Origin of the sequence: Nocardioides sp. NBC_00368 (genome assembly GCF_036090055.1) — a bacterium.
In the GTDB taxonomy this organism is placed as follows: domain Bacteria; phylum Actinomycetota; class Actinomycetes; order Propionibacteriales; family Nocardioidaceae; genus Nocardioides.
Genome location: NZ_CP107970.1, coordinates 2,686,439 through 2,711,876 on the forward strand (window position 1 = coordinate 2,686,439; position 25,438 = coordinate 2,711,876).

27 protein-coding genes, 1 other RNA gene and 1 riboswitch are annotated in these 25,438 nt (G+C 68.9%); of the genes, 6 read left to right on the plus strand and 22 right to left on the minus strand.

The window, feature by feature from the left end; genetic code table 11:
* Nucleotides 1-62 precede the first annotated feature (62 nt).
* The 4 genes from OG984_RS12795 to OG984_RS12810 all read right to left on the minus strand — a co-directional run bounded on the left by OG984_RS12795 (nt 63) and on the right by OG984_RS12810 (nt 3,416).
* Nucleotides 63-1,844: a DEAD/DEAH box helicase gene (locus OG984_RS12795; protein WP_196875017.1), complete on the minus strand. Its 1,782-nt coding sequence runs from the start codon at nt 1,842-1,844 to the stop codon at nt 63-65.
* Nucleotides 1,841-2,119, minus strand: coding sequence for a DUF3039 domain-containing protein (locus OG984_RS12800; RefSeq protein ID WP_008358664.1), 279 nt, complete (start codon nt 2,117-2,119; stop codon nt 1,841-1,843). Before OG984_RS12800 ends, OG984_RS12795 begins: the two co-directional genes overlap by 4 nt.
* 21 nt (nt 2,120-2,140) lie before the next feature.
* A complete protein-coding gene (locus OG984_RS12805) occupies nt 2,141-2,707 on the minus strand; it encodes a YqgE/AlgH family protein (protein WP_008358666.1) in 567 nt (188 codons plus the stop codon).
* Nucleotides 2,708-2,885: 178 nt separating this feature from the next.
* Nucleotides 2,886-3,416 carry a hypothetical protein gene (locus tag OG984_RS12810; RefSeq protein WP_328531941.1) on the minus strand — a complete coding sequence of 177 codons (531 nt, stop codon included), beginning with the start codon at nt 3,414-3,416 and terminating at the stop codon, nt 2,886-2,888.
* A gap of 125 nt (nt 3,417-3,541) precedes the next feature.
* Between OG984_RS12810 and OG984_RS12815 the strand changes: the two genes are divergently transcribed.
* Nucleotides 3,542-4,231 carry a TetR/AcrR family transcriptional regulator gene (locus OG984_RS12815; protein WP_328531942.1) on the plus strand — a complete coding sequence of 230 codons (690 nt, stop codon included), beginning with the start codon at nt 3,542-3,544 and terminating at the stop codon, nt 4,229-4,231.
* 12 nt (nt 4,232-4,243) lie between these two features.
* Here the strand turns inward: OG984_RS12815 and OG984_RS12820 are convergent, their stop codons facing one another.
* From OG984_RS12820 to ftsE, 12 genes are all read right to left on the minus strand, one after another.
* Nucleotides 4,244-5,284, minus strand: coding sequence for a DUF3048 domain-containing protein (locus tag OG984_RS12820; RefSeq protein ID WP_328531943.1), 1,041 nt, complete (start codon nt 5,282-5,284; stop codon nt 4,244-4,246).
* Nucleotides 5,285-5,383: 99 nt separating this feature from the next.
* Nucleotides 5,384-6,151 (minus strand): SDR family NAD(P)-dependent oxidoreductase, encoded by a 768-nt coding sequence (locus OG984_RS12825; RefSeq protein WP_008358674.1) that lies wholly within the window; start codon nt 6,149-6,151, stop codon nt 5,384-5,386.
* Between the two features lie 90 nt (nt 6,152-6,241).
* A complete protein-coding gene (locus OG984_RS12830) occupies nt 6,242-7,399 on the minus strand; it encodes a glycerophosphodiester phosphodiesterase (protein WP_328531944.1) in 1,158 nt (385 codons plus the stop codon).
* A gap of 80 nt (nt 7,400-7,479) precedes the next feature.
* Entirely contained in the window at nt 7,480-8,391 is a 912-nt protein-coding gene (locus OG984_RS12835) for a glycerophosphodiester phosphodiesterase (protein ID WP_328531945.1), read from the minus strand.
* A gap of 105 nt (nt 8,392-8,496) precedes the next feature.
* On the minus strand, nt 8,497-8,904 hold the full coding sequence (locus tag OG984_RS12840) for an HIT family protein (protein WP_328531946.1): 408 nt from the start codon (nt 8,902-8,904) through the stop codon (nt 8,497-8,499).
* Complete coding sequence (locus OG984_RS12845) at nt 8,901-9,728, minus strand: hypothetical protein (protein ID WP_328531947.1); 828 nt, start codon at nt 9,726-9,728, stop codon at nt 8,901-8,903. The genes OG984_RS12840 and OG984_RS12845 overlap by 4 nt, the downstream gene beginning before the upstream one ends.
* A 37-nt stretch (nt 9,729-9,765) precedes the next feature.
* Nucleotides 9,766-10,647 (minus strand): phenylalanine 4-monooxygenase, encoded by an 882-nt coding sequence (locus OG984_RS12850; RefSeq protein ID WP_328531948.1) that lies wholly within the window; start codon nt 10,645-10,647, stop codon nt 9,766-9,768.
* 440 nt (nt 10,648-11,087) lie between these two features.
* Nucleotides 11,088-11,459: a transfer-messenger RNA gene (ssrA, locus tag OG984_RS12855) on the minus strand.
* Nucleotides 11,460-11,532: 73 nt separating this feature from the next.
* On the minus strand, nt 11,533-12,012 hold the full coding sequence (smpB, locus tag OG984_RS12860; protein WP_045549823.1) for an SsrA-binding protein SmpB: 480 nt from the start codon (nt 12,010-12,012) through the stop codon (nt 11,533-11,535).
* A gap of 48 nt (nt 12,013-12,060) precedes the next feature.
* Nucleotides 12,061-13,329, minus strand: a complete 1,269-nt coding sequence (locus tag OG984_RS12865) for a peptidoglycan DD-metalloendopeptidase family protein (protein ID WP_328531949.1) — start codon at nt 13,327-13,329, stop codon at nt 12,061-12,063.
* A gap of 54 nt (nt 13,330-13,383) precedes the next feature.
* On the minus strand, nt 13,384-14,292 hold the full coding sequence (gene ftsX / locus OG984_RS12870; protein ID WP_328531950.1) for a permease-like cell division protein FtsX: 909 nt from the start codon (nt 14,290-14,292) through the stop codon (nt 13,384-13,386).
* Nucleotides 14,293-14,363: 71 nt separating this feature from the next.
* Nucleotides 14,364-15,053, minus strand: a complete 690-nt coding sequence (gene ftsE / locus OG984_RS12875; RefSeq protein ID WP_189118118.1) for a cell division ATP-binding protein FtsE — start codon at nt 15,051-15,053, stop codon at nt 14,364-14,366.
* A 74-nt stretch (nt 15,054-15,127) separates the two neighbouring features.
* Here ftsE and OG984_RS12880 point away from each other — a divergent pair, with 74 nt between their 5' ends.
* Nucleotides 15,128-15,745, plus strand: a complete 618-nt coding sequence (locus OG984_RS12880; protein ID WP_328531951.1) for a hypothetical protein — start codon at nt 15,128-15,130, stop codon at nt 15,743-15,745.
* Between the two features lie 208 nt (nt 15,746-15,953).
* Here the strand turns inward: OG984_RS12880 and OG984_RS12885 are convergent, their stop codons facing one another.
* The 6 genes from OG984_RS12885 to OG984_RS12910 form a co-directional block, all read right to left on the minus strand.
* Nucleotides 15,954-16,655, minus strand: a complete 702-nt coding sequence (locus OG984_RS12885; RefSeq protein ID WP_328531952.1) for an alpha/beta fold hydrolase — start codon at nt 16,653-16,655, stop codon at nt 15,954-15,956.
* A 4-nt stretch (nt 16,656-16,659) separates the two neighbouring features.
* Nucleotides 16,660-17,778, minus strand: coding sequence for a peptide chain release factor 2 (gene prfB / locus OG984_RS12890; RefSeq protein WP_328531953.1), 1,119 nt, complete (start codon nt 17,776-17,778; stop codon nt 16,660-16,662).
* A 152-nt stretch (nt 17,779-17,930) separates the two neighbouring features.
* The gene (locus OG984_RS12895; RefSeq protein ID WP_328531954.1) at nt 17,931-18,743 is read right to left on the minus strand and encodes a C40 family peptidase; all 813 of its coding nucleotides are present in this window, start codon (nt 18,741-18,743) and stop codon (nt 17,931-17,933) included.
* Nucleotides 18,744-18,745: 2 nt separating this feature from the next.
* Nucleotides 18,746-18,906: riboswitch (cyclic di-AMP (ydaO/yuaA leader) on the minus strand.
* Nucleotides 18,907-19,159: 253 nt separating this feature from the next.
* Nucleotides 19,160-19,840, minus strand: coding sequence for a response regulator transcription factor (locus OG984_RS12900; protein ID WP_040755281.1), 681 nt, complete (start codon nt 19,838-19,840; stop codon nt 19,160-19,162).
* A 14-nt stretch (nt 19,841-19,854) separates the two neighbouring features.
* The gene (gene ligD / locus OG984_RS12905) at nt 19,855-20,772 is read right to left on the minus strand and encodes a non-homologous end-joining DNA ligase (RefSeq protein ID WP_328531955.1); all 918 of its coding nucleotides are present in this window, start codon (nt 20,770-20,772) and stop codon (nt 19,855-19,857) included.
* Nucleotides 20,772-21,752 carry an ATP-dependent DNA ligase gene (locus OG984_RS12910; RefSeq protein ID WP_328531956.1) on the minus strand — a complete coding sequence of 327 codons (981 nt, stop codon included), beginning with the start codon at nt 21,750-21,752 and terminating at the stop codon, nt 20,772-20,774. Before OG984_RS12910 ends, ligD begins: the two co-directional genes overlap by 1 nt.
* Nucleotides 21,753-21,873: 121 nt before the next feature.
* On the opposite strand from OG984_RS12910, the gene ku reads away from it, so the two are divergent.
* The 4 genes from ku to OG984_RS12930 all read left to right on the plus strand — a co-directional run bounded on the left by ku (nt 21,874) and on the right by OG984_RS12930 (nt 25,336).
* Complete coding sequence (ku, locus tag OG984_RS12915) at nt 21,874-22,716, plus strand: non-homologous end joining protein Ku (RefSeq protein ID WP_328531957.1); 843 nt, start codon at nt 21,874-21,876, stop codon at nt 22,714-22,716.
* A gap of 111 nt (nt 22,717-22,827) precedes the next feature.
* On the plus strand, nt 22,828-23,187 hold the full coding sequence (locus tag OG984_RS12920) for a YciI family protein (RefSeq protein ID WP_328531958.1): 360 nt from the start codon (nt 22,828-22,830) through the stop codon (nt 23,185-23,187).
* Nucleotides 23,184-24,500: an RNA polymerase sigma factor gene (locus OG984_RS12925; RefSeq protein ID WP_328531959.1), complete on the plus strand. Its 1,317-nt coding sequence runs from the start codon at nt 23,184-23,186 to the stop codon at nt 24,498-24,500. The genes OG984_RS12920 and OG984_RS12925 overlap by 4 nt, the downstream gene beginning before the upstream one ends.
* A gap of 8 nt (nt 24,501-24,508) precedes the next feature.
* The gene (locus tag OG984_RS12930) at nt 24,509-25,336 is read left to right on the plus strand and encodes an alpha/beta fold hydrolase (protein WP_328531960.1); all 828 of its coding nucleotides are present in this window, start codon (nt 24,509-24,511) and stop codon (nt 25,334-25,336) included.
* The last annotated feature ends 102 nt before the right edge of the window (nt 25,337-25,438 follow it).

Consider the following 25,438-nt stretch of genomic DNA (forward strand, 5'->3'; position numbering starts at 1 on the left):
ACAGTGTGCCTGACTCCTCGACCCTCCCGCCGATTCGGCTCGTCCGGACCGGCTCGCCGCGATCACGCCGAGCCGCGCGCGGCCCAGTCACGCAGGGTGTCGATCCGGGCCTTGAGCTGGTCGGCGTTGGCGACCGCGGCGGGCGGGCCGCCGCACTCCTTCCGGAGCCGGTTGTGGGTGACGCCGTGCGGCGTCTTGGTGCGGTGGTGCCAGGCGGCGACCAGGCCGTTGAGCTCGCGCCGGAGCACGGCGAGCTGCTCGTGGGCGGCCACCGCGGCAACAGGCTCGTCGGCGGCGACCGGACCCGAGGCCGACTTCTGCTTGCGGGCTCGGTCGCTCTGCCGCTGCTGGAGCAGCGTCTTCATCTGGTCGGCGTCGAGAAGCCCGGGGATGCCGAGGAAGTCCATCTCCTCCTCCGAACCGACGTGCACCTCGCCGGAGTGGCCGAACTCGCCGCCGTCGAACAGCACCCGGTCGAAGCGCGCCTCGGAACCCATGGCCTCCCAGGCTCCGAGCTCCTCCTCGGAGGCGCCCTCCTCGGCGTTGGCCGCGGCCATCAGCGCGTCCTCGGCTGCGAAAATGTCGTCCTCGCTGGTGACCTTCTTGCCGAGCACGTGATCGCGCTGCAGCTCCAGCTCGGAGGCGAAGCCGAGCAGGTTCGGCACCGACGGCAGGAAGACGGAGGCGGTCTCACCCCGCGTACGAGCACGTACGAAGCGCCCGACCGCCTGCGCGAAGAAGAGCGGCGTCGAAGTGGTCGTCGCGTAGACGCCGACGGCGAGCCGGGGCACGTCGACGCCCTCGGAGACCATCCGGACCGCGACCATCCAGCGGTCGTCGGACTCGGCGAACTTGGCGATCTTCTTCGATCCGGCCTTCTCGTCGGAGAGGACGACGGTGGCCGACTCCCCCGTGATCGACTTGATCGTCTTGGCGTAGGAGCGCGCCGAGTCCTGATCGGTGGCGATGACGAGCCCACCCGCGTCGGGGACGTGGCGCCGCACCTCGGTCAGCCGCTTGTCGGCCGCCGCCAGCACCGACGGGATCCAGGATCCGGCCGGGTCGAGCGCGGTGCGCAGCGCCTGCGAGGTCAGGTCCTTGGTCAATGGCTCACCGAGGTGGGCGGCGATCTCGTCACCGGCGCGGGTGCGCCACTGCATCTGTCCCGAGTAGGCCATGAAGAGCACCGGCCGGACGACGTGGTCGCGCAGCGCCTCGGCGTAGCCGTAGGTGTAGTCGGCCGCCGAGCGCGGGATGCCGTCCTCGCCGGGCGCGTAGGTGACGAACGGGATCGGGTTGGTGTCGGAGCGGAACGGCGTCCCGGTCAGCGCCAGCCGCCGCGCGGCCGGCTCGAAGGCCTCCCGGACACCGTCACCCCACGAGAGCGCGTCGCCGGCGTGGTGGACCTCGTCGAGGATCACCAGCGTCTTGAACCGCTCCGTGCGGATCCGCATCGCGAGCGGGTTGACCGCCACCCCGGCGTACGTCACCGCGATCCCGACGTAGTCGGCCGAGGTCTTGCCCTGGCCTGCGGAGTACGTCGGGTCGATCGGGATGCCCGCCCGCGCGGCCGCCTCGGCCCACTGGACCTTGAGGTGCTCGGTGGGGGCGACGATCGTCACCCGGTCGACCAAGCGGCGCCCGAGGAGCTCGGCGGCGACCGTCAGCGCGAAGGTCGTCTTGCCGGCGCCGGGCGTCGCCACGGCGAGGAAGTCACGGGGATGGTCGGTGAGGTAGGCGTTCAGCGCCTCCTGCTGCCAAGCACGAAGCTTGGGCGCAGTGCCCCAGGCGGCCTTGTTCGGCCACGCGGGTGTGAGAGCGCCGGGAAGATCGGCACTACTCACTCGTCGTCGCCCTCGCCACCGCCCGGCGGCATCCCCTCGAAGATCTCCTTGCAGTCGGGGCAGACCGGGAACTTGGACCCGTCACGGCTCGGCACCCACACCTTGCCGCACAGCGCGACCACGGGAGTGCCCATGACCATCGCCTCGGTCAGCTTGTCCTTCTCCACATAGTGGGAGTAGCGGTCGTGGTCACCCTCCTCGGTGGGGACGTCTTGATGACGAACGTCCTCCCGTTCCTTGACGGCTTCTTTCGTGCCGAATCCCAGGATGCCCATGACCGCCAGTCTACTGGTCCTCTAGTTGAGTTCCGGATCGGGCGGGCGCGTGGCGTGGAAGGCCAGCTCACCGGGCTGGCGACGGAGCACCGCGGACCACATCGAGCTCACGTCGTCGAGGAACGAGTCGTAGGGCTCGCTGTCGACGACATACCAGGACCCTTCCTCGACCTCGCCCTCGAGCTGAGCGGCACCCCAGCCGGCGTAGCCGGCGAAGATGCGCAACCGCGACAGGGTGCCGTCGACGAGCTCGACGGGGGTGTCGAGGTCGAGCAGCCCGAGGCGCCCCACCACCGGCCGAAAACCCAGTGGCGGGTCGTCGGAGTCGACCAGGAGCGCGACCGCGATCGCGGAGTCCTTGCTCACCGGGCCACCCTGGAAGAGGACGTCGGGAACGGCCACGGACGTCGCCCACGGATGCAGCACCTCCGCGACCGGGACCGGCGAGGGCCGGTTCAGCACCACGCCCAGCGCACCGTCGTCGTTGACCTCGATCAGGAGTACGACGGTGTCGACGAAGTTCGGATCGCGAAGCTCCGGGGTGGCTACCAGCAGCCGCCCGGCGCGTACGTCCTTCTGCTCCGTCATGACGCCATGATCGCATCACCTCGGGCACGTCAGCCGCAACAGGAAACCAACAAATCCGAAGGCTCCGGGGCCGGCGCAAGGGAGTTGCGGAGGGAGATCCGCGGGAGGGAGCGCGCCGGCGCCCGGAGCCTGGCTCGATAGGTCCGTACGCAGCCCTTCGACAAGCTCAGGACAAGCCTCAGGCTGCCGAGCGGACCGCCCGGAACATGTCGACAAGACCGGAGAAGGGGCCTCGCTCGACGACCTCGACGGCCGGCTCGTACTCGGCACGAGCCCGCGCCTCGATCATCGAGCCGAGGCGGACGCACTCGGCGTCGGCGAACGCACCCTTGCCCGCCATGACGGCCAGGGTCAGGTGCTCCTTGGTCTGCGACTTGGCCAGCGCGGTGGCCATCGCGTCGTCGACCGGAAGCGCGTGGTAGCGGTCGAGGACCGTCCGGATGCCGGGAAGGTCGTCGGCGGCGCCGTGCCAGGCCCGGACGACGGCGTCCTCGAGGTCCATCGGCTGGTTGGCGAGCTCGGTCTCGATGCGGCCGGACAGGCGGGTGTGCCAGCGCAGCTGCAGGGCGGCGAGCAGGTCGAGCTCGTCGGTGAAGGTTTCGGTGACGCCGGGAAGATCCATGGGCAGCAGGCCGTCTCGACGCTCGTCGACGGCGGCGACCACGCCGCGGAGGATCTCCCCGCGCTTGTGATGGCTGGTCCAGCTCATTTGTCGGCTCCTTGCGGAAGGTAGGCACTCACATACCGCGAGTACGTACCCATAGTATTAGACATACCGTCGGTATGGCCAATAGCCGGGACGGTGATTCCTGACACGGCCGTTAGAGTGGGTGGGTGGCAAAGTCGTCCGTGAGCAAGCTCGTCCCCAAGGTTCCCCCGCTTCCGTCGGTGCCGGGGATGTCACGGAGGCAGCAGTTCTCCGCATCGACCAAGAAGACGCTCGTCGAGGTCGCCGAGGAGCTCTTCACCGAGCACGGCTACGCGAGCACGTCGCTGGACGCCATCGTCGCCGGCGCCGAGGTCACCAAGGGCGCGCTCTACCACCACTTCAGCGGGAAGCAGGCGCTCTTCGAGGTCGTCTTCGAGAAGGTCGAGGCCGCGACCGCGCAGAGCATCGACGCCGCCATGCGCGAGTCGAAGGACCCGTGGGAGCAGGCCCGGGCCGGGCTGCGTACGTTCCTGGAGGCCGTCCAGCAGCCGACCTACCGCCGCATCGTCGTGCAGGAAGGGCCCGCCGTCCTCGGCTACCAGCGCTACCGCGAGCAGGAGGAGCGCTCCACGTTCACCGTGGTCGAGGACATCGTCGCCGCCGTCCTGCGCGCCGGCGACCGGACCGTCGACGACGAGATGGTGGCCACCTTCGCCCGGCTCTTCTTCGGGGCGATGTCGGCCGCCGGCGAGTCCGTGACCGAGGCCAGCAACCCCGAGGACGCCGCCGAGCGCATCGAGCTGGCCGTGACCTACCTGCTGACCGGCGTCCAGACCCTGGCGCAGCAGGGCGTCAAGGTCGAGGACATGCGCTGAGAGATCGCGGCGCTACCTGACGGTCACGCCCCCGGCCTCGACCTGGCCGTTGCCCTTCGGGATCAGGTCCAGCCAGACCTTGCCCGGCGGGATCTCGATCGCGGCGCCCTGCGCGTCGGTGAAGGTGACCGCACCCTTCTCACCCTTCTTCACCCAGGTCGCCTCGACGATCTGGCCCTCGCGCAGGATCCACGCCTTGCCCCGGCCGGTGAAGTGGGAGACGGGCACGATCGCGCCGCCCGGGTCCTTGTAGGGGGCGATGGTGGTCTTGGTCTGTGCGACCACGACGGTGTCGGCGAGGAACTGGCCGTTCTTGGCCATGTAGTTGTTCTGCAGGCGGTACTTGCCGCCCTTGAAGATCCAGTTGTCCGTCCGCGCCTGGGAGAACTTCACGTCCACGGCCCTGGCCGGCTTTCCACCGGCCAGCTTGGTGGTCGCGTCGCCCCAGGGCATGAAGTCGCCGGGCCGCTTGGCCTTGCCCTTCTTCTCCGCGGCCTTCCCGACCTTGGCGACCTTGCCGACCACGCTGTGCAGGAAGTCGTGGGGCTTGCTGGTGTCGCGTACGACGTAGGGGGTGGACATGTCGATCCAGGAGATGTCGTGCTTCTTCAGCTGCGCGAAGGTGTAGGGAGCCGCGCCGCTGGTCAGGATCTTGGCACCGATCGGCGCGGCGATCCCCGCGTCGGTGGCCCGCATCGAGCGGACCGGACCGGCCTCCTTCGGAAGCTGGGAGTAGTAGGCGACCGCCAGCCGGGTCACGCCACCCTCGACCAGCTCCTGGACGACGATGTCCGCCTTGGCCACACCGTACTGCGGGTCGCTGGCCGCGGTGTTGTCGATCTTGACGATGTAGGCGGGGTGCTTGCGCGCAGCGCTCTGCCCCTCGGGGAGCTCGACGCCGGTCAGCGGCTCGTGGTCGGGCTCAGCCGGCGCGGACGGCGACGGCTTCGTCTCCTTGGGCTCCTCCGAGGAGCCACAGCCGGTCAGGACCAGACCCGCGGCGGCCAGCGTTGCCACTGATCGCAGGAGGAACCCCGGGCGGGACGTACGCATCATCAATCTCCATCTGCATCGGCTCAGTACCAAGACGAGTGACAGACGGTAATCGTTGCATCCGAGCGAGGCGCGCCCGGGGTTCGGTCCTTGACCAGATCAGGCCACCGTGGCGCCGCCGTCGACGTACAGCGTCTGGCCGGTGATGTAGGAGGCCTCGTCGCTGGCCAGGAAGGCGGCAGCAGCGGCGATGTCGCCGGGCTCGCCGACGCGCTTGACCGGGTTGGCCTCGGCCGAGAGCTTGCGGAACTCGTCGACGTCGAGCCCGAGGCGGGCCGCGGTCTGGTCGGTCATCTCGGTCGCGATGAAGCCCGGCGCGATGGCGTTCACGTTGACACCGTAGGGGCCCAGCTCGATGGCGAGGGTGCGGGTGAAGCCCTGCACGCCCATCTTGGCCGCCGAGTAGTTGGCCTGGCCGCGGTTGCCGAGGGCCGAGGTGGAGGAGACGTTGATGATCTTGCCGTACTTCTGCTTCACGAAGACCGCCTGCGCGGCCTTGCTCATCAGGAAGTGGCCCTTGAGGTGGACGTTCATGACCAGGTCCCAGTCGTCCTCGGTCATCTTGAAGAGCAGGTTGTCGCGGGTGATACCGGCGTTGTTCATCAGGATGTGCAGGCCACCGAGCTCCTCGACGACGCGCGCGATCGCGGCCTCGGCGTCCTCGGCCTTGGCGACGTTGGCGCCGATGCCGACCGACTTCGCACCCTCGGCCAGCGGGAGCTTGGCGGCGGCCTCAGCAGCGGCGGCCTCGTCGAGGTCGATGATCGCGACGGAGGCACCCTCCTCGGCGAAACGCGTGGCGACTCCGAAACCGATCCCTCGCGCCGCACCGGTGATGACTGCGACGCGTCCGTCGAAACGACCCATGACTCAAGCTCCTTTGGTTGTGACCGGCCCCACGAACACGTGCGGCCCCCGCCGACTGTAGCGAGGGCCGTACGTGATGTCGCGAGGTGTCTACTGATTGGTAGCAACCCAGGCGTCGCGCGCGGCCACACCCAGGTCGGGGTGGTCGGTGAAGAACGCGTCGACACCGGCGTCGAGGTAGGGGCCGACCTCGCAGCCGAGGTCACCGATCGCGATCGGGTCGGTGCCGATGCGGCACTCGGTGGGGAGGTTCTTGTTCTCGGCGCGCATGGTCCAGATGACGGTCGGCAGCCCGATGCGGTGGGCGCGGTCGGCGAGGTCGGTGGCCTCACCCAGGGTGCCGTCCGCGTTGCGCGGGATGAAGTAGAACTTGTACGGCGCCACCTGGTCGGCGTACTTCTTGATGCTGCGCAGACCCTTGTCGGTGACCAGGAAGTCGTTGGTCACGCCGGTCCCGGCGACGACCTGGTCGTAGGGCGCCCCGCCGAAGTCGATCAGCTGCACCAGCGGCGTGTCGACCATGCGGTTGAGGTCCTTGAGGTTGCTGATCTCGAAGGACTGGATCACCGCCGCGGCGCGCTTGCCGCCGAGACGGTGGCTCTTGAGGCTCTTCGCGAGCGGCTCCTCGAGCGAGAGACCGATGGAGTCGAAGTAGGTCGGGTGCTTGGTCTCCGGGGCGACGCCGATGGTGCGGCCGGTCTCGGCCTCCTTCGCGTCGATCAGGTCGAGCACCTCGTCGAGGGTCGGCACCTCGTAGAGGCCGTCGTACGCGGTGTTGGCCGGGCGGTCGCCCGGGATGCGCTCCTTGGCCCGCAGCGTCTTCAGCTCGGCGAGGGTGAAGTCCTCGGTGAACCAGCCGGTCAGCGCCTTGCCGTCGATGGTCTTGGTCGTCTTCCGACCGGCGAACTCGGGGTGGTCGGCGACGTCGGTGGTGCCCGAGATCTCGTTCTCGTGGCGGGCGACGAGCACGCCGTCCTTGGTCGAGACCACATCGGGTTCGATGAAGTCGGCACCCTGCTGGATGGCCAGGTCGTACGCCGCCAGGGTGTGCTCGGGCCGGTAGCCGGAGGCACCGCGGTGACCGAAGACGATCGGCTCGGCGTGGTGGTGCTTGGCCGCCTTGGCCGTCTGGGCGGCGGTCGTGGTGGTGGCCGCCGCAGAGGCGGGGTGCGAGACCAGGACGGTCCCGGCGGCGAGCGCCGCGGCGGCAGCAAGCGCGAGAGTACGCATGCGAGTGGGGTTCAGCATGTTCATGATCCGATCACACCGGCCCTGGGAGTCGCTGGGGCCGGTGTGCGGTGAACGCCGCGTGACGATCTGTCGGCGGCTCAGGCGGCGTCGGGAGTGTCCAGCTCAGGCGTACGCCGCTCCGCGATCACGTCCTGGAGCACGTCGGGGTTGTTGGTGATGATGCCGTCGACACCTCGGTCGAGGACCGAGCTCATCGTCGCGGCGTCGTTGACCGTCCAGGAGTGGATGTCCATCCCGAGCCTGTGGACCCGGGCGACGTAGCCGGCGTCGAAGGAGCCGTGGTGCGGGTTGATCTGGTCGGCCCAGGTGTAGCTGTCCAGGTCGGCGTAGGCCGGAGTGCCGAGCAGGCCGACCGGCACCTCGGGCTGGATGCTCTTGTAGGTCTTCATCGACCCGAAGTCGAAGCTCTGCACGGCGAGCCGGCCGGCGGCGACCGCGGAGACGACGTAGCCCGGGAAGGAGTCGAACTCGGCGGCCACCTTCTTCTCGATGCCCGGGTAGAGCCCCGGCGACTTGAGCTCCATCAGGATCCCGGACCGCGACGGCCGCACCTGCTCGACCATCTCCTTCAGCGTGGGCACCGGCTCTCCGGCGTACCTCTCGCCGAACCAGGAGCCGGCGTCGAGGGTCTTGATCTCGGCCAGGGTGAAGTCCTTGACGTTCCACGGCGAGCGGCCGGGGAAGCGCTGCTCGACGTCGGTGGTGCGCGACAACGTGGTGTCGTGCATCAGCACGAGCTCGCCGTCCTTGGTCGCCTGCACGTCCGACTCGATCCAGTCGGCGCCCTGCTCGATGCCGACCGCGAAGGCGGCGAGGGTGTTCTCGGGGGCGTACGCGCTCGCGCCGCGGTGGGCGGTGACGGTGATGTCCTCGGCCCGGTGGGCCTCGACGGCGTTGACCGCCACCGGAACGATCATCGTGCCTGCGGCCAAAGCCACGCCGGCGAGCGTTGAGGTGAAGGTCTTGGACGCGACGGACGACAGCGACATGGCGCACTCCCCGAGATCAGTGGATGACGACTGATCTCGAGTGAATCGGTCGCCGCCGACGGCGCCCCGACGGATTGGTGGCCGAAGCCGTACGCCTCGGTGAACTCAGCCCAGCACGGCGCGGAGCCGGTCGGCGTAGTCCTGCTGCTCACCGGCGGCGTACTTGTGGCGGGGCCAGAAGAAGCCCTTGAGCCCGTCCCCGCGACTGCGCGGGACGACGTGGAGATGCAGGTGGGGCACCGACTGGCTGACCACGTTGTTGACCGCCACGAAACTGCCCTGGGCGCCGAGACCCTCGACGACCGCTGCCGCCAGCCGCTGGGCATTCGCGACGAAACGTCCGTGCAGGTCGGGCGGGAGATCGAGGAGCGTCGCGAGATGCTGCCTGGGGACCATCAGCATGTGGCCCTTCTGCACCGGCCGGTGGTCGAGGAAGGCCAGGAAGCCCTCGTCCTCGAAGACGATCTCGGCCGCCAGGTCGCCGGAGACGACATCACAGAAGACACAGCTCATGTCTCGTCTCCCCACGACAGCGTCGCCACCACGAGGTCGACCGTCGGCAGGACCAGGTCGGCGAGATCGGGGTGCGGGAAGGAGTAGATCAGCCGCGACTCGTAGAGCCGGTCGGGCGAGGCCACCCACCGCTCCCCCACTGTCGTGGTCTCGGCCTGCAGCGGATGCCGCACCATCCCGAACGGAGCCGGCCGGCTGAGCGCGACCGCCAGCCCGGCCGGGCGCCGCCCGACACGCTGCAGCCAGAAGGCCAGGAACGCAGCGCCCTGCTGGGCCGCCGCCTCCTTGGCCGCGCTCATCCACCGGGCCCAGTCGGGCTGCTCGATCCTGGACCGCTGCACCTTCGGGAGGACCTTGTCGGCGAGGTCGGCGAGCTGGTAGTCGCGTACGTCCTCGTCGGACATGTCCACGACGTACCACTCCTGCGCCTTCGGCAGCCGCAGGTCGACGTGGGGCTTGGGACCGAGCGTCTTGAGCACGTCCTTGATGCCCAGCCGGAACCGGTTCGGCCCGGCCGGGTCGAAGGTGACGTACGCGATCTCCTCGATGTTGGCGGTCAGGAAGTCACGCAGGCCGTCGGCGTTGCGCAGCTGCGCGCGCCGGCGGGTGTCCTCGGCGAGGAACGTCTCCAGCGCCTCCTGGGAGGAGAAGAGCATCGCCTCGTACGGTGGCCGGTTGCCGCGGTCCCCAGGAAAGACCCTGATCCGGGCCTCGTCGAGCTGGGGAACGACAACCTGCCCCGTACGCAGCGCGGTACCGACCGCGTCGGCGTCGGTGGCGGCGAGCGCCACCTCCAGCGCGCGGTTTCGGTAGCCGTCGATCATCGTCCGAGGCTAACCCCTCGGACGTGGTCGGATCGGTCTAGGCGGCGCCGAGCCGCTGTGGCGTGTCGTCGTCGCAGGTCGCGAAGAAGTTGCCCACCTCGTCGACCATGTGGCTGAACGACTCCGCCGCGAAGAGCACCGGTTGGTAATGGGTGATGTCGTAGTCGATCGTCGCCATCTGGGCGAAGTCGATCGGACGCACCTCCACCTCCCGCATCTCCTCGATCTCGCCGTAGGAGGAGAGCAGCCCGGCTCCGTACGCCTTGATCTCGCCCTCCTCGTGGAGCACGCCGAACTCGATCGTGAACCAGAAGACGTCGGCGACGACCTGGAGCGCCTCCCTGGTCTCCACGCGCCGCGCGGCCGCGCCGGCGAGCCGCTTGACCTCGGCGACCTGCGGGTCGGCGAGGAGGTTCCCGTGGCCGATCACCTCGTGGATGATGTCGGGCTCCGGGGTGTAGAGCGGCACCGCGTGGTGACGCAGATACTGGGTCGAGTGGAACTGACCGTCGGCCAGGCTCCCGTAGAACTCCTCCAGTGGGACGATCCCCGCGGCCGGGACGTACTCGAACCCGGTCAGCGGCTTCAGACCCGCCGAGACCTCGTCGAGCTGTGGCACCCGGTCCTGGGGGAGGTTCAGGGCCTCGACCGCCGCGATGTAGTTGCGGCAGGCGTACTTCGCGTGCAGCGGTGCGATCTCCCGGCACACCGTCCGCCAGATCTCGTTCTCCGTCTCGGTGTAGTCGATCCGGGGCACTGGCTGCCCCGGCTTCCAACCGAGCGCCGCGCCAGCGATCTCGCTGCGTCGAGCCCGGTAGTCCTGGTCTGCGAACCCGGGGTGGTTGTCCCCCAGATGCACCTCGACCTGCCCGTCCTCGCCCACGGTGACGGGCGAGTAGAGCTGTCCTTCCTCGAACATCCTTACCTCCATGTGACGTACGCCTCACAACCCTATCGCGCACGCAACAGAAGTCATCCCGCCAGGGAGGTGAACAACAGGAAGTCTTCCGCCTGCAGTCGCATCCGTGCTCCGCTATGTCGTCACCATCACCTGCCTCCCCGGCATTTTTCCGCCATAGCGGGGATCTGCGGGCCGATCATTGCGTGCAGGGTTTCGTACCCACCCGTACGGGCCCGAGCATCTCGTCAAGCGCATATTTCGAGGCCGGAGGGCCCGAGTTGGGGCGGCATGCGTCGGGGCACATTTAAGAGCCGCTCGTGGCCCCTTCACCACCTACGACACCAACCACGCGCAACTAAGGGGGTGCGGGGGATATCCCCCGCCGCGACGCGGAGCGTCGCCTGAAATGACGAACCGACGTGGCCCGCGCGAAGCGCGGGCACACGTCGGCCAGAGGTTCGTGGAGCTGCGGGGAATCGAACCCCGGTCCTCGAGCGCCGTGCCAGGTCTTCTCCGGGTGCAGTCTGTGGGTGGCGTTCTCTCATCCCCGGGGCTCGACGCAGACACGTCCCCGACAGGCTCAGCCGACTAGATGTCCCTCATGCCCCGTCGGCATGTGCATGAGGTGGAGTCTCCTAGATGACGCCTGGATCCGAGCCGGAGACGGATACTCGGTCAGACGCTTCGATCACCGCGTCAGGCGGCGAGAGCGAAGGAACTGCGCTTAGCGTTGGCAGTTATTGGTTTCCAGCGATCGTTTACGAGATGACGCTGGCTCCTCGACCCGCTTCCCCTGGGAGCAACGTCCCAAGTCGAAACCGATCAGCCCCTTTTGAGTTTTCAATGCCAGCGATGCTGGCAACAGGACAACACTACAGTCCCCTGCAGACATTCCCCACTCGGTTATCCCTTCATCCCCTTGAGCTTGCGCCCGACCTCGACCTCGGCCTCCCGCTTGGCCGTACGCTCGGCGATGGTGTTGCGCTTGTCCCACGACTTCTTGCCCTTGGCGACGCCGATCTCGACCTTGGCGCGGCCGTTGAGGAAGTAGAGGGCGAGGGGGACGACGGTGAGGCCCTTCTCGGCGACCTTGCGCTCGATCTTGTCGATCTCGGCGCGGTGGAGGAGCAGCTTGCGCTTGCGGCGGGCGGAGTGGTTGGTCCAGGTGCCGTTGAGGTATTCGGGGATGTGGATCCCGTGGATCCAGGCCTCGCCGCGGTCGATGTCGACGAAGCCATCGACCAGGGACGCGCGACCCTCACGCAGCGACTTCACCTCGGTGCCCTGCAGGACCATGCCGGCCTCGTAGGTGTCCTCGATGTGATAGTCGTGTCGCGCCTTCTTGTTCTGCGCGATCATCTTGCGCCCCTGCTCCTTCGCCATTCCACCATTCTCTCAGGCGCACGGTCATGACCGCGAAACGTTTAGGCCTCAGCCGCCGATCAGAGGTACCGGGTCGACCGGGGTCCCGTCGCGCAGGACGGTGAAGTGCAGGTGGCAGCCCGTGGACCAGCCCGTGGTCCCCGCGTACGCCACGGTCTCACCACGCCCGACGCTCCCCGAGCGCCTCGCATAGCTCGAGATGTGGTTGTAGACGGCGGTGTAGGAGTGCCCGTTGACCTTGCCGAGGTAGAGGTGCAGGCGGTTGCCCCACACGCTCGAGTAGGAGGTCGAGATGATCTGCCCGGACTCGATGGCGAGCAGCGGGCGCCCGCACGGCGCGTGGTAGTCGGTGCCGTTGTGCAGAGCGACGTAGCCGTAGATCGGGTGCTTGCGGATCCCGTAGGGCGAGGTGATGTAGGTGTCGGTCACCGGCGCCCCGAAGAGTCCGCCGACCGAGCCGACGTTGCGGTCGGTGCCGGAGCCGGCCGACGCCAGCGACCGGATCTTCGTACGCAGCGCCGACTCCTCCGCCTCCAGCTTGCGCAGCTCGGCGGCGTCCGCCGCCCGGGCCGCCTCGGCCGAGCGCTTCGCGGTGGCTGCCCGCTCGGCCAGGGCCGACATCTCGTCGTGGGCCGCAGCGGCCTGGTCCCGGACCGAGTCGACCTCGGCGACCAGCTCGCGGGCCCTCTTCTCCTTGGCCGCGACCGCGTCGGTCGCCTCCTGCACCTCGGCCTCACGGACGACGAGCATCGTCTCGGTCGCCTCCATCCGCTGGAGGGTGGCGTCCTGGCCCGCATTGGCCGCGTCGACGTACGTCTGCTGCCGCATCAGGTCCTCGAGCGAGCCGCCGGAGAGCAGGGCCGCGGCCTGCGCCAGGCGCGGGTCTCCCCCGGTGAACCGGGACAGGATCTCGTCGCGCATCTCCTCGCGCTGCGCCTTCACCTCGGCCTGGCCCTCGGCGAGCTCCTTCTTCGCCGCCGCGAGGAGCACCTTCTGCTCGGCGAGCTCCGCCTTCACCTGGGTGTGCGCGGCCTGCACCTCGACGAGCTGGGCGTTGAGCTCGTTCAGCCGGGTCTGGGCCCGGTCCAGCTTCTCCCGCGCCGCGGCGTACGTCGCCGATGCCTCCCGCAGCCCGGCACTGGAGTGCTCGAGGTCCTCGGCCGCGGCCTTCTGGTCACGCTGGATCTCCCGCTGCTCCTGCTCGAGCCGGTCCCGCTCGTCCGCGGAGGACGGCAGGGAGGGCGAGAGCAGGACGGTAGCCACCACTGCACAGCTCAGCGCAGCGGCAAGCCGACCGGCACGGGGGAAGGCGCGCACGGATCAACCTCGGTCTGTGGGGAAGTGTTACCGACAGACCGTAGGCGATCCGGATCAGACCTTGATGTATTTCCTCGTGAGCAAGAGTGTCGGAACGAGCGTGAGCAGGATGCCGAGGACCGCGACGATGGCGAAGGAGCTGAAGAACTCCTCCCAGCCGACCCACTGCGTCACCGCGGTGGACGAGAGCCGCTGCTCGACGCCGAAGTACATCACCGAGGCCAGCGCGACACCGGACAGTGCGATGCCGACCAGGGCCACCACGAGCGACTCGAGAAGGAACGGGAGCGCGATGTAGAGGGTCGAGGCACCGACCAGCCGCATGATCCCGATCTCGCGGCGGCGGGCGAAGGCGGCCAGCCGGATGGTGTTGGCGACCAGCAGCAGCGCCGCGATGACCAGCACGATCGCGCCGACCAGCGCCGCGCTCTGCAGCCCGTCGACGGCGGCGAGGATCGGCCCGGTGACCTCGTGGACGTCACCGACGTGGTCGATGCCGTCCAGGCCGGCGACCGCCTCGATGATCTCGGCGGAGTGGTGCGGGTCGGTCATCGTGACCCAGTAGGACTCCCACATGTCGTCGGCCTTGACCACCGGGTCGGGACCGCTGACGCCCTCGACGTCGAGAGCCTGCAGCCGCTCGTAGGCCTGCTCCTGGCTCTCCTCCTCGACCTTGTCGACGTACTTGTTGTCGTCGAGGGCGTCGGTGATGACCTTCTTCTGGCTGTCGTCGACGGCGCCCGCGCACTGCGGGTTGCGGTCGTTGGCGCCGTTGCACATGTAGAAGGTGATCTGCAGCTCGTCGCCCCAGACCTCCTCGGTCAGCTGGGCCTGCTCACGCAGCAGCAGGCCGACGCCGGCCAGGGTGAGCGAGACGAGCAGGGTCAGGGCCACCGCGACGTGCATGGACAGGTTGCGGCGTAGCCCCTGGCGGAGCTCGGTGAATACATAACGCAGCTGCATGGCGGGTAGAGGAAACTTTCTCTAGTCGAGAGCCTGGTCAGGGTGAGCGGGGCGGGCCGAGGACTGAAGCCTCAGAACTGAGCCCCGTAGCCGCCCTGGACCTGGTCGCGTACGAGGTGGCCGTGCTCGAGCTCGATGACGCGCTTGCGCATCTGGTCGACCATCTGGACGTCGTGGGTCGCCATCACGATGGTGGTGCCCGACCGGTTGATGCGGTCGAGCAGGCGCATGATGCCGACGGTGTTGCCGGGGTCGAGGTTTCCGGTCGGCTCGTCGGCGATCAGGATCATCGGTCGGTTGATGAACGCGCGGGCGACGGCGACGCGCTGCTGCTCACCACCGGAGAGCTCGTCGGGCATCCGGTCGCCCTTGCCGTCGAGACCGACCAGCTCGAGCGTCTCCGGGACGCGCTGGCGGATCTCGCGGTTGGAGTGGCCGGTCACCTGCATCGCGAAGGCGACGTTCTCGGCGACGTTCTTGTTCGCGAGGAGGCGGAAGTCCTGGAAGATGGTGCCGACCTGGCGGCGCAGTCGCGGCACCTTCCAGCCGGCGAGACGGTTGATCTCCTTGCCGGCGACATAGACCCGGCCGGTGGTCGGCCGCTGCTCGCGCAGCATGAGCTTGAGCGCCGTCGACTTGCCCGAGCCCGACTGCCCCACAAGGAAGACGAACTCCCCCTTCTGGATGTCGATCGAAAGGCTGTTGAGGGCGGGTCGGGCCTGCCCTGGATAGGCCTTGCTGACCTTCTCGAAGCGGATCACCGCACCGAGGGTAGTGCAATGGTGGTGGGCTCAGCACTTCGGCTCTGACATACCTGCCCCTGTACTCTGACGGCGTGCGCTCTGCAGTCCGGATCCTCATCGGTGCCGTAGTCCTCACCGCGATCGCGGTCGGGGTCGGCGTACTCACCCTGAAAGACGACGAGCCGGAAGCACCCGAGGTGAAGGGCGACCTGAGCACCGCCGACACCACCACGATGCACGTACGTCGCGGCGCGTTCTGCGACCGCGTCCCGACCGAGGACGCGACCGAGGCCCTCGGCGGCGCCGCCACCGAGAAGAAGGCCTACGGCGACGGCGACCAGACCGCCATCTCGGGCCAGGTCAACGACGTCGCCCAGGAGTACGGCTGCATCTGGACCGGCCCGGAGGACGCGGCCACCTCGGCCCGCGCCTGGGTCTTCGCCCCGCCGGTCACCCTGGACTGGGCGACTCAGATGACCAAGAGCGTGCCCAAGGGCTGCAAGGCCGCGTCGAGCCCGGCGTACGGCAAGCCGTCGGTCGCCCTCACCTGCACCGACGCGAAGAAGCAGCCGAAGGTCGTCTACCGCGGGCTCTTCGGTGACGCCTGGCTCTCCTGCGAGCTCACCGGCAAGGTCGGCGAGCCGACCGCCGCGCTGCAGAAACGTGCGTCCCGCTGGTGCCTGGTGACCGCCACCGCGGCCGCCGCCTGAGAGCAGGACTCGCCAGGCCTCGACCGGAGCGTCGTTTGCGTCGACCCAAAGTCGAGTGCTTTAATCGACTTAGTCGCTCGGGTCGGGTAGGCACCTCACCGGGCGGCGTGCGCCGCCGCGGGCACTGAGTCAGAGCAGAGCCGGCTGGCGATAGCGGGTGGGGTCCTTAGGGATGGGGATCCCACCCGCGACGCGGGACGCGTCGCATTCAGCGCAGCGACGCGAGCCAGGCCAGGACGGTGTCGGCGAACTCCTGCGGCTGGTTGCGGTGCACGAAGTGGCCGACGTCGAAGTGGACCAGGTCCGCCTCCGGGATCCGGCTGGCGGTCTTCTCCAGGTCGGCCGGCGGGATGTGGCTGTTGCCACCGCCGGCCACGATCAGGGTCGGCATCGGCAGCAGCTCGAGCTGCTCCCACATCCACGCGTCGTACGTCGTCGCCTCGACCAGCAGGGACGCGATGCACTCCCAGTCGTGAGGCATCGGCCGGGTGGCGCGACCGGGCAGCCTCCGCCTGCGCGGGGCAGGCGGCACCACGTCCTCGATGACCAGCCGGGAGACCAGGTCGGGCCGGTGCATGGCGACCAGGAGGGCGACGTTGCCGCCGGTCGAGTGCCCGACCACCACGGCACCGGAGATGCCGAGCGAGTCCATCGCCACGATCACGTCGTCGGCGATGAGCCGGTGGGAGTAGTCGGAGGCCCAGTCCGAGTCCCCGTGCCCACGCATGTCGAAGGCGTGGACCCGGTGCTCGGCCGCGAACGACGGCACGACCTCCTGCCACCGCTTCGCACTTCCTCCGAGCTCGTGCAAGAGCACCATCGGCACCCCGTCCTCGGGACCGTAGACGTCATAGACGTACGCCGCGCCGCGGCCCGGGAGGGGAAGCCTGGTGCGCGTCTGCGCAGCCATCAGCTCAGTTCTGTTCGGCCTTCTCGGCACCCCGGCGCCAGCGGATGCCGGCCTCGAGGAACCCGTCGATGTCCCCGTCGAAGACGGCCTGCGGGTTGCCGACCTCGTAGGTCGTACGGAGATCCTTGACGATCTGGTAGGGGTTGAGGACGTAGTTGCGCATCTGGTCGCCCCAGGACGCGGCGACATCACCCTTCAGCTCCTTGAGCTGCGCCTCCTCCTCGGCCTTCTTCAGCGCGAGCAGCTTGGCCTTGAGGACGATCATCGCGGCGGCCTTGTTCTGCAGCTGCGACTTCTCGTTCTGGCAGGAGACCACCGTGCCGGTGGGGATGTGCGTCAGCCGGACCGCCGAGTCGGTGGTGTTGACCGACTGGCCGCCGGGGCCCGAGGAACGGTAGACGTCGACCTTGATGTCGTTCTCGTCGATCTCGATCTCGTCGGTCTGCTCGAGCACGGGCACGACCTCGACCGCGGCGAAGGAGGTCTGGCGGCGGCCCTGGTTGTCGAAGGGGCTGATCCGCACCAGGCGGTGGGTGCCGGCCTCGACGGAGAGGGTGCCGTAGGCGTAGGGGGCGTGGATCGCGAAGGTGGCGGACTTCAGCCCGGCCTCCTCGGCGTAAGAGGTGTCGAAGACCTCGACCGGGTACTTGTTGCGCTCGGCCCAGCGGACGTACATCCGCATCAGCATCTCGGCGAAGTCGGCGGCGTCGACGCCACCGGCGCCGGAGCGGATCGTCACCAGGGCCTCGCGGGAGTCGTACTCCCCCGAGAGCAGGGTGCGGATCTCCAGGCTCTCGACGGCCTTCTTGACCCGGCCCAGCTCGGCCTCGGACTCGGCGAGCGAGTCGGCGTCGCCCTCCTCCTGGGCCATCTCGACCATCAGGCCGAGGTCCTCGATGCGGGTGTGGAGCTCGGTGAACTTGTTGAGCTCGCCCTGCAGCAGGGAGAGACGTCCGGTGACCCGGGTGGCGTTGTCCTGATCGTCCCAGAGGTCGGGCGCGGCGACCTGCTCGCCGAGGTCGGCGATCTCCTTGCGCATCGCGTCCAGGTCCAGCACCTGGCCGATGGTCTGCATCGTTGCCTGGAGCTGCTTGATCTCGGTGTCGAATTCGGGGCCTGCCACGTCTTACAGGTTACTTGACGCGTGGTGCAGCACCCGATTCGCCGGCCCACATATGCGCTCGCCCTCCGGCAAGGGGAACCGGAGGGCGAGCGCCAGGGGGATGTGTGGGGGTGAACCCGTCGGAACGGGCCCCGAGACCGAGCCGCGAAGGTTCAGGCCTGGTGGATCGAGCCGGCGAACCAGCCGTCCCAGGCAGCCTCTTCACGAACAGACGTGCCCGGCTTGGGGGCGTGCAGCATGATCGCCTGGCCGTTCTCCCAGCGCAGGAAGATGCCGACGTGGTAGACCGGGCTGCCCCAGAACATCAGGTCACCGCGCTGGATCTGGTCGTTCGGGATCGTCGGCAGGGCAGCGGCCTGGTCCCGGGAGACCCGGGGCAGCTCGATGCCGGCGGCGCTGAAGGCGTACTGCGTCAGGCCGGAGCAGTCGAACGCGCTCGGACCGGTGGCACCCCAGACGTACGGGTCGCCGATCTGCTCCGAGGCGACGCTGATCGCCCGCTCGATCTTGCCCTGCTGGCTCGCGGCGAAGGCCTTGGCCTCCGCCTCGGCCTTCTTCTTCGCCTCCGCGGCCTCCTTGGCCGCGATCGCTGCCTTGCGCTTCGCCTCTGCCGCCTTGCGGGCAGCCTCGGCCTTGCGCTGCTGCACCTCCACAGCCCTCTCGAGCTGCTGGATGTCGGTGAGCATCGCCGCGGGGGTGGCCGAGGCCTCCAGGGTCGGAGCCTCCACCACGGGGGCCGTCTCGACGGTCGACTCGAGGGTCGTCGGGGAGGAGACCGGGGCGGCGTTGGCAGCGGGGACCGCCACCAGGGCACCGGCGGCGATGCCGCTGGCGAGGGTGATGCGGCCGGCGAGCTTGCCGTGGCCGCTTAGAGATCCTGCGATCGTCCGGGCGATCGAGCTGTTCGGCGACCGGAACGGGCGCGCGGTGCCTCGATGGGCAGGACGAGATACGGACTTGGACATGCGTGAGTTCCTTCCCACGCCTGCGAGGTGAGCTGTCGGGTTCGGGCTGAAAGGTGCCCGGCCATCCGTGGATGACTTCACCCCAAGCGACCGTCCGAGTTAGTCGCGTGGAACTTGGGTCCCCCGCTCCTGTCCCATACGTACTGCTGAGTGTGAGGGTAAAGGGGGTTCAGTAGTAGGGGCCGGCTTCCGGAGGGACAGGATTCGGCGTGTACCGGGGCCGGTCGTGCGTTCTGCACGGCCCAACCAAGGTGACATGCGATCTGGACCTGATCCAATCCGGAATGCCCGGATCGTGAGCACATTCCGCGTGGTTACGCGTGTTTTTGCCGTCGTTTGTGAGTCATCTCACGCGCTGAACAACGGTTTGACGCCGTGTCGAACTTGCGGTTGCCCGTGCTTCGAGTCGGCTGTGCCTACTCTCCGGCCTCCAGCCGGAACCCGACTCCGCGGACCGCGACGACCTTCTCCTGCACACCCGCCGCCTCGAGCTTCTGGCGCAGGCGTCCGACGGTGACGTCGAGGGTCTTGGTCGAGCCGTACCAGTTCTCGTCCCACACCTCGGCCATCAGCCGGTCGCGGGAGACCACCTTGTCGCGGGAGGCGGCCAGCACGGCCAGGAGCGCGAACTCCTTGCCGGTCAGCGTCACCTCGCGCTCGCCGGCGTAGACCCGGTGAGCGGCGACGTCGATGCGCAGGGCGTCGTCGTCGGCACCGGGCTCGACCGGGCCCGAGCGGCGCAGGAGCGCGCGGACCCGGGCCTGCAGGACGGCCAGCGCGAACGGCTTGGCCAGGTAGTCGTCGGCGCCGGCGTCGAGACCGACCACCAGGTCGATCTCGGCGTCACGGGCGGTGAGGATCATGATCCCGCCCTCGTAGCCGTTGTCACGTGCGGCCTTGCAGACCTCGAGGCCGTCCATGTCGGGAAGGCCCAGGTCGAGCAGCACGAGCTCGGCCTCGTACGGGGGCGCGAGCAGCTCCAGCGCCTTCTTGCCGGAGTCGACCCAGGTGACGTCGTAACCCTCTCGCTGGAGCGTGCGCACCAGCGGAGCGGCGATGTCCTCTTGGTCTTCTACGACGAGCACGGAGTTAGACATGGAGAGAACAATAGTTACAGCCCCGTAGGGCTTGTGAAGAGATCCCCCCTTTCAGATAAGCGCGTGATCACATCGTTAGGTCCGAGCTGATCGATACCGAGCGGATCCTCCGCCCCTTCGGCGACTTCGTCCCACGTGATCGGGGCCGCCACCGTGGGAATCTGCTTGCCCCGCAGCGAGTAGGGGCAGATCGTCGTCTTCGATCCCGAGTTCTGTGACCAGTCCAGGAAAACCTTCCCTGACCTGCGGCTTTTAGTCATCGTCGCGGTCACCTTGCGCGGGTGGGTCTTCTGCAGGTCCTCGGCGATCTCCTTGGCCAGGGCCGTCGCGACGTCCGGCTCCACGGGCTCGGGCAGCGCAGCGTAGAGGTGCACGCCCTTGCTCCCGCTGAGCACCGGCGTCGCGGCGAGGTCACGGGCGCCGAGCGCCTCGCGCACCAGCAGGGCAACCTCGCAGCACTCCTGGAGACCGGCCGGCTCGCCGGGATCGAGGTCGATCACGATCCGGTTGGCGCCGGCCGGGGTGCCGTCGGCACCGACGGTCCACTGGTGGACGTGCAGCTCCAGCGCGGAGAGGTTGGCGGCCCAGGTCAGCGCTGCGAGGCTGTCGAGGATCGGGAAGGTCAGCGTGCCTTCCTTGTGGTCGGCCGCGCGGGAGCCGGTGGTCGGGACGGTGACCGTGCGGACCCAGCTCGGAGTGCCGGCCGGGGCGTTCTTCTCGAAGAACGACATGTCCCCGACGCCGTGCGGCCAGCGGATCCTCGTCACCGCGCGATCCTCGAGCTGGGGCAGGAGCACCGGCGCGATCTGGGCGTAGTAGTTGAGCACCTCCCCCTTCGTCATGCCGGTGCGCGGGTAGAGCACCTTGCTCAGGCTGGCCAGGGTCAGGACGCGGCCGTCGACCTCGACGCGTACCTCTTCTCGTTCGACCATCACAGATCCTCCGGCTCGATGTCCTCGCGGATGCCGATGAAGCTCGGCTGCCGCAGCCGGCCCTTGTAGCTGGCTGCCGCCACCGCGGTGCCGTGGGTCTCCACCTCGACGACGAGGAGCGGCTCGACCCAGTGCGTACCGCGCGCATCCACGGACGGCACTCCCCCGTCGGGGTCGACGTCGGGCCCGGCGAAGGGGTTCCGGTCGCTCTGGCGGAGCAGCTGCCCGAGTCGCTGCGCCCGCTTGCCGGTGATGCCGCTGCCGACCCGCCCGCGGTAGATCAGCCCGTCCGGCGTCGGCTGTCCGACGAGCAGGGCGCCGAGACGCTCGGTGCCGCCCTCGGTGCCGACCTCGGGTCGCCAGCCGCCGACGACGAGCGAGGCCCGGTAGCGATGGGCCAGCTTCACCCAGTCCTTGCTCCGCTCGCCGGGCCGGTAGCGGCTCCCGCGCCGCTTGGACACGATCCCCTCCAGCCCCTGCGCCTTCGTCACCTCGTGGAGCATGTGGCCGTCGTCGTAGGTCGCCGGCACCTGCCACGAGCCCAGGTCTCCCTCGGCGTGGACCGCCTCGAGCACCTTGCGGCGCTCGGTCCACGGCTCGTCGATGAGCAGCCGTCCGTCGAGACGGAGAAGATCGAAGACCATGTACGTCGCCGGGATCCGCTCCGCGAACCGCGCCGCCCGGCGGACGTCACGGTTGTGCATCCGGTCCATCAGCACCCGGAAGTCGGGGAGCCCGGCCTCGTTGAGCGCGATCACCTCGCCGTCGACGACGATGTCGCGCTCGGGCCCCATCGCGATCTCGGGCCAGGCGGGGGTGGCGTCGTTGTCGTTGCGCGTGGTCAGCCGGGTCTGCGTACGTCCTTGCTCGGACTCTCCGATGAGCCGGATGCCGTCCCACTTGACCTCGTGGACCCACTCCTCCCCCGGAGGCACGTGGCTGCCGGGCGTGGCCAGCATCGGACGCAGCATCGAGTGCATGGACCCATCTTGCTTCATCTTCCGGACGTGCGTGACGGCTCTGACGTGGGTGAATGGGGTACCGGTATTGGCAGATCCGACAGATACTTGGTGAGTTCCTACCGACTGACGAGGGGTCCGCATGCGTGCGATCTGGAAGGGCGCTGTCTCGTTCGGGCTGGTCAGCGTGCCTGTGAAGCTCTATTCGGCGACGGAGTCCCACGACGTCTCGTTCCGTCAGGTGCACAAGGCCGACGGCGGCCGGATCCGCTACCAGCGGATCTGCTCCATCGACGGCGAAGAGGTGCCCTACTCCGAGATCGCCAAGGGCTATGAGACCGAGGACGGCGAGATGGTCGTGCTCACCGACGACGACTTCGCCAACCTGCCGACGACGTCCTCGCGCGAGATCGCGGTGGAGAAGTTCGTGCCGAGCGACCAGATCGACCCGATGCTCTTCGAGAAGAGCTACTACCTGGAGCCGGAGAACACCGGGATCAAGCCCTACGCGCTGCTGCGGCAGGCGCTCCTCGAGGCCGACCGGGTCGCCCTGGTGACCGTCGCCCTGCGCCAGCGCACCACGGTCGCGGCGCTGCGGGTGCGGCCGACCGACAACGGCGACGTGATCGTGCTGCAGACCATGATGTGGCCCGACGAGATCCGGGTGCCCGACTTCAAGGTCGAGGCCGGCGAGGTCAAGGACTCCGAGATCAAGATGGCCAACATGCTCGTCGAGACGCTCGCGGGCGACTTCCATCCCGAGGAGTTCTCCGACGACTACGCCAGCGCCGTCGAGGAGATGGTCAAGGCCAAGATCGAGGGCGGCGAGGTCGAGCGCACGCCCACCTCCACCAAGACCTCCGGCGAGGTCGTCGACCTGCTCGCCGCCCTGCAGCGCTCTGTCGCGGCCGCGAAGAAGTCGCGTGGCGAGGAGGTCCCCGAGGAGGCCGAGGAGAAGAAGACGAAGAAGTCGAAGGCGTCCTGAGGCAACACGTCCGGAAATCTCTGGTGCGGGCGTGTCGAAAGCGGCAGGCTCTCCTCGACGCGTAGGCGACGACGCGCAACGGACGCGTCGCCGACCCGCAAGGAGAAGCAGATGCGCTACATGATGTTCGTGAAGATGGACCCGAACGCGGGACCGCCCCCGGCCGCGCTGATCGAGGCGGTGGAGGCCGAGATCAAGCAGCAGTACGCCGACGGCGTCCTGCTCGACGCCGACGGGCTCGGTCCCGCGGTGGAGATCCGGCTGACCGCCGGCGAGGTGACCCACGTCGACGGGCCCTTCGCCGAGGCGAAGGAGGTCGCGGGCGGGTTCTCGCTCTTCGAGGTCCGCTCGCAGGATGAGGCGATCGAGCTCGGGCGCCGGATGATCCAGCTCCACGAGGAGCTCTGGCCAGGACAGGACGTGGCCGTGGAGATGCGGCCGCTGTTCGGTCCGCCGACTCCGGCTGAATGAGCTCGACCACCGAGGACGCGATCGTCGCGGTCTGGCGCAACGAGTCCGTACGCCTCCTCGCCGGTCTGGCGCGGATGACGCACGACCTCGACCTGGCCGAGGACCTCGCCCAGGATGCCCTCGTCGCGGCCCTGGAGCAGTGGCCGCACGAGGGCATCCCTCGCAACCCCGGCGCCTGGTTGATGTCGATCGCGAAGCGACGTGCGATCGACGGGTTCCGCCGCGACGAGGTGCTGCGCCGCAAGGTCGCGCTGCTCGGACACGAACTGGAGGAGGGTGAGATGCCGGACCTGGCCGCCGCGGTCGATTACATCGAGGACGATGTGCTGCGACTGATGTTCCTCTCCTGCCACCCCGTGCTGGCGCCCGACTCGCGCACGGTGCTGACGCTGCGGCTCGTCGGCGGGCTGACAACGGCCGAGATCGCCCGGGCCTACTTCGCCAAGGAGTCAGCCGTCGGGCAGCGGATCTCGCGGGCGAAGCGCACCCTGACCGAGGTCGGAGCGTCGTTCGAGCTCCCGGTGGGCGAGGAGCGGGCGGGACGCCTGCGCGACGTCATGCAGACGATCTACCTGGTCTTCAACGAGGGCTACGCGGCGACGTCGGGGCCGTCGTGGACCCGCCCCGAGCTGTGCCTGGAAGGAATGCGGCTGGCCCGGATGCTGGCCGCGCTCGTTCCGGGCGATCCCGAGGCGCAGGCGCTGCAGGGGCTGCTGGAGATCCAGGGCTCGCGGCTCGCCGCCCGGGCCGACGCGGAAGGTCATCCGGTGCTGCTGGAGGACCAGGACCGGACCCGCTGGGACCAGCTGCTGCTGCGCCGCGGTCTGGCAGCGGTCGACCGTGCCACCGCGCTGGCCTCCTCCGGCACCCCGGGCGGGAGCTATCTGGTGCAGGCGATGATCGCCGCCTGTCACGGCCGCGCCCGGCGAGCCGAGGACACCGACTGGGCCGAGATCGCCCGGCTCTACGATCTCCTCGCCTCCGGTGCCCCAGGGGCGGTCATCGAGGTCAACCGGGCGGTGGCACACGGGCGTGCCTTCGGTCCCGACGCCGGACTCGCGATCCTGGCGGCCCTTCCCGAGGGCGCCCTCGCGGGGTCGCATCTGCCCGCCGGCGTACGTGGGGATCTGCTGCACCGTGCAGGGCGCCATCGCGAGGCCGCGGCGGCGTTCGACGAGGCGGCCTCGCTGACCACCAACGCCGGCGAACGGGAACTTCTCGAAAATCGTGCGGTCGCGTGTCGAAGCGACGAGGTCTCGTCCGACGCGTCAGTATCAACCGGGTCTCGACAGGCTCGACCACCGCTGGACTAGGAGACGCCATGACCACGATCACCACCCAGACCACCACCTCCGCCGACGGCACCACGATCGCCTATGACGTCGTCGGCACCGGCCCGGCGCTCGTCCTGGTCGACGGAGCGATGTGCTACCGCGACTTCGGGCCCTCCAAGGAGCTGGCCGATGCGCTCTCCGACCGGTTCACCGTCTACCGCTACGACCGCCGCGGCCGCGGTGAGAGCAACATCGCCAAGCCCGCTGCCGCCGGCACCATGGAGGCGGTCGAGCAGGAGGTCGCCGACCTCGGCGCGGTGATCGAGGCCGCCGGCGGCCACGCCCACCTGCTGGGCCTGAGCTCCGGCGCCTTCCTCGCGCTCGAGGGCGCGCGGGCCGGACTGCCGATCGACAAGATCGTCGCCTACGAGGCTCCCCTCATCCTCGACGACACCCACCGTCCCAACGACGCCGACCTGGCGCAGCAGGTCGAGAAGCTGGTCGAGAAGGGCAAGCGGGCCGCTGCGGTCGAGCTCTTCATGCGTGTGGTCGGCATGCCACTGGTCGCGGTCAAGATCATGCGGCTGACCCCGGCCTTCAAGAAGCTCACCCCGGTCGCGCACACGCTGGTCTACGACCTGGGCATGTGCGTGCCGTTTCAGCAGGGCGTCCCACTGCCGGGTGGCTACTTCAAGAACGTGTCCGTGCCCGTGCTGTCGGCGGCCGGCAGCAAGAGCCCGGCCTACATGACCAACGCCCAGCAGGCCATCGCCAAGGCCGTTCCGGACGGCCGCTACGTCGTCCTCGACGGGCAGGACCACATGGTCAAGGCGTCGGCGCTGGCTCCGGTGGCGACGGAGTTCTTCACCGTCTGAGACGCCGAGTCGGCGCATCCTGACCCGATCCAGCGCCGAGTTGGCTCGTCATGACGCGCCGACTAGGCGGGATTATCGGTCACGATGCGCCGACTCGACGGG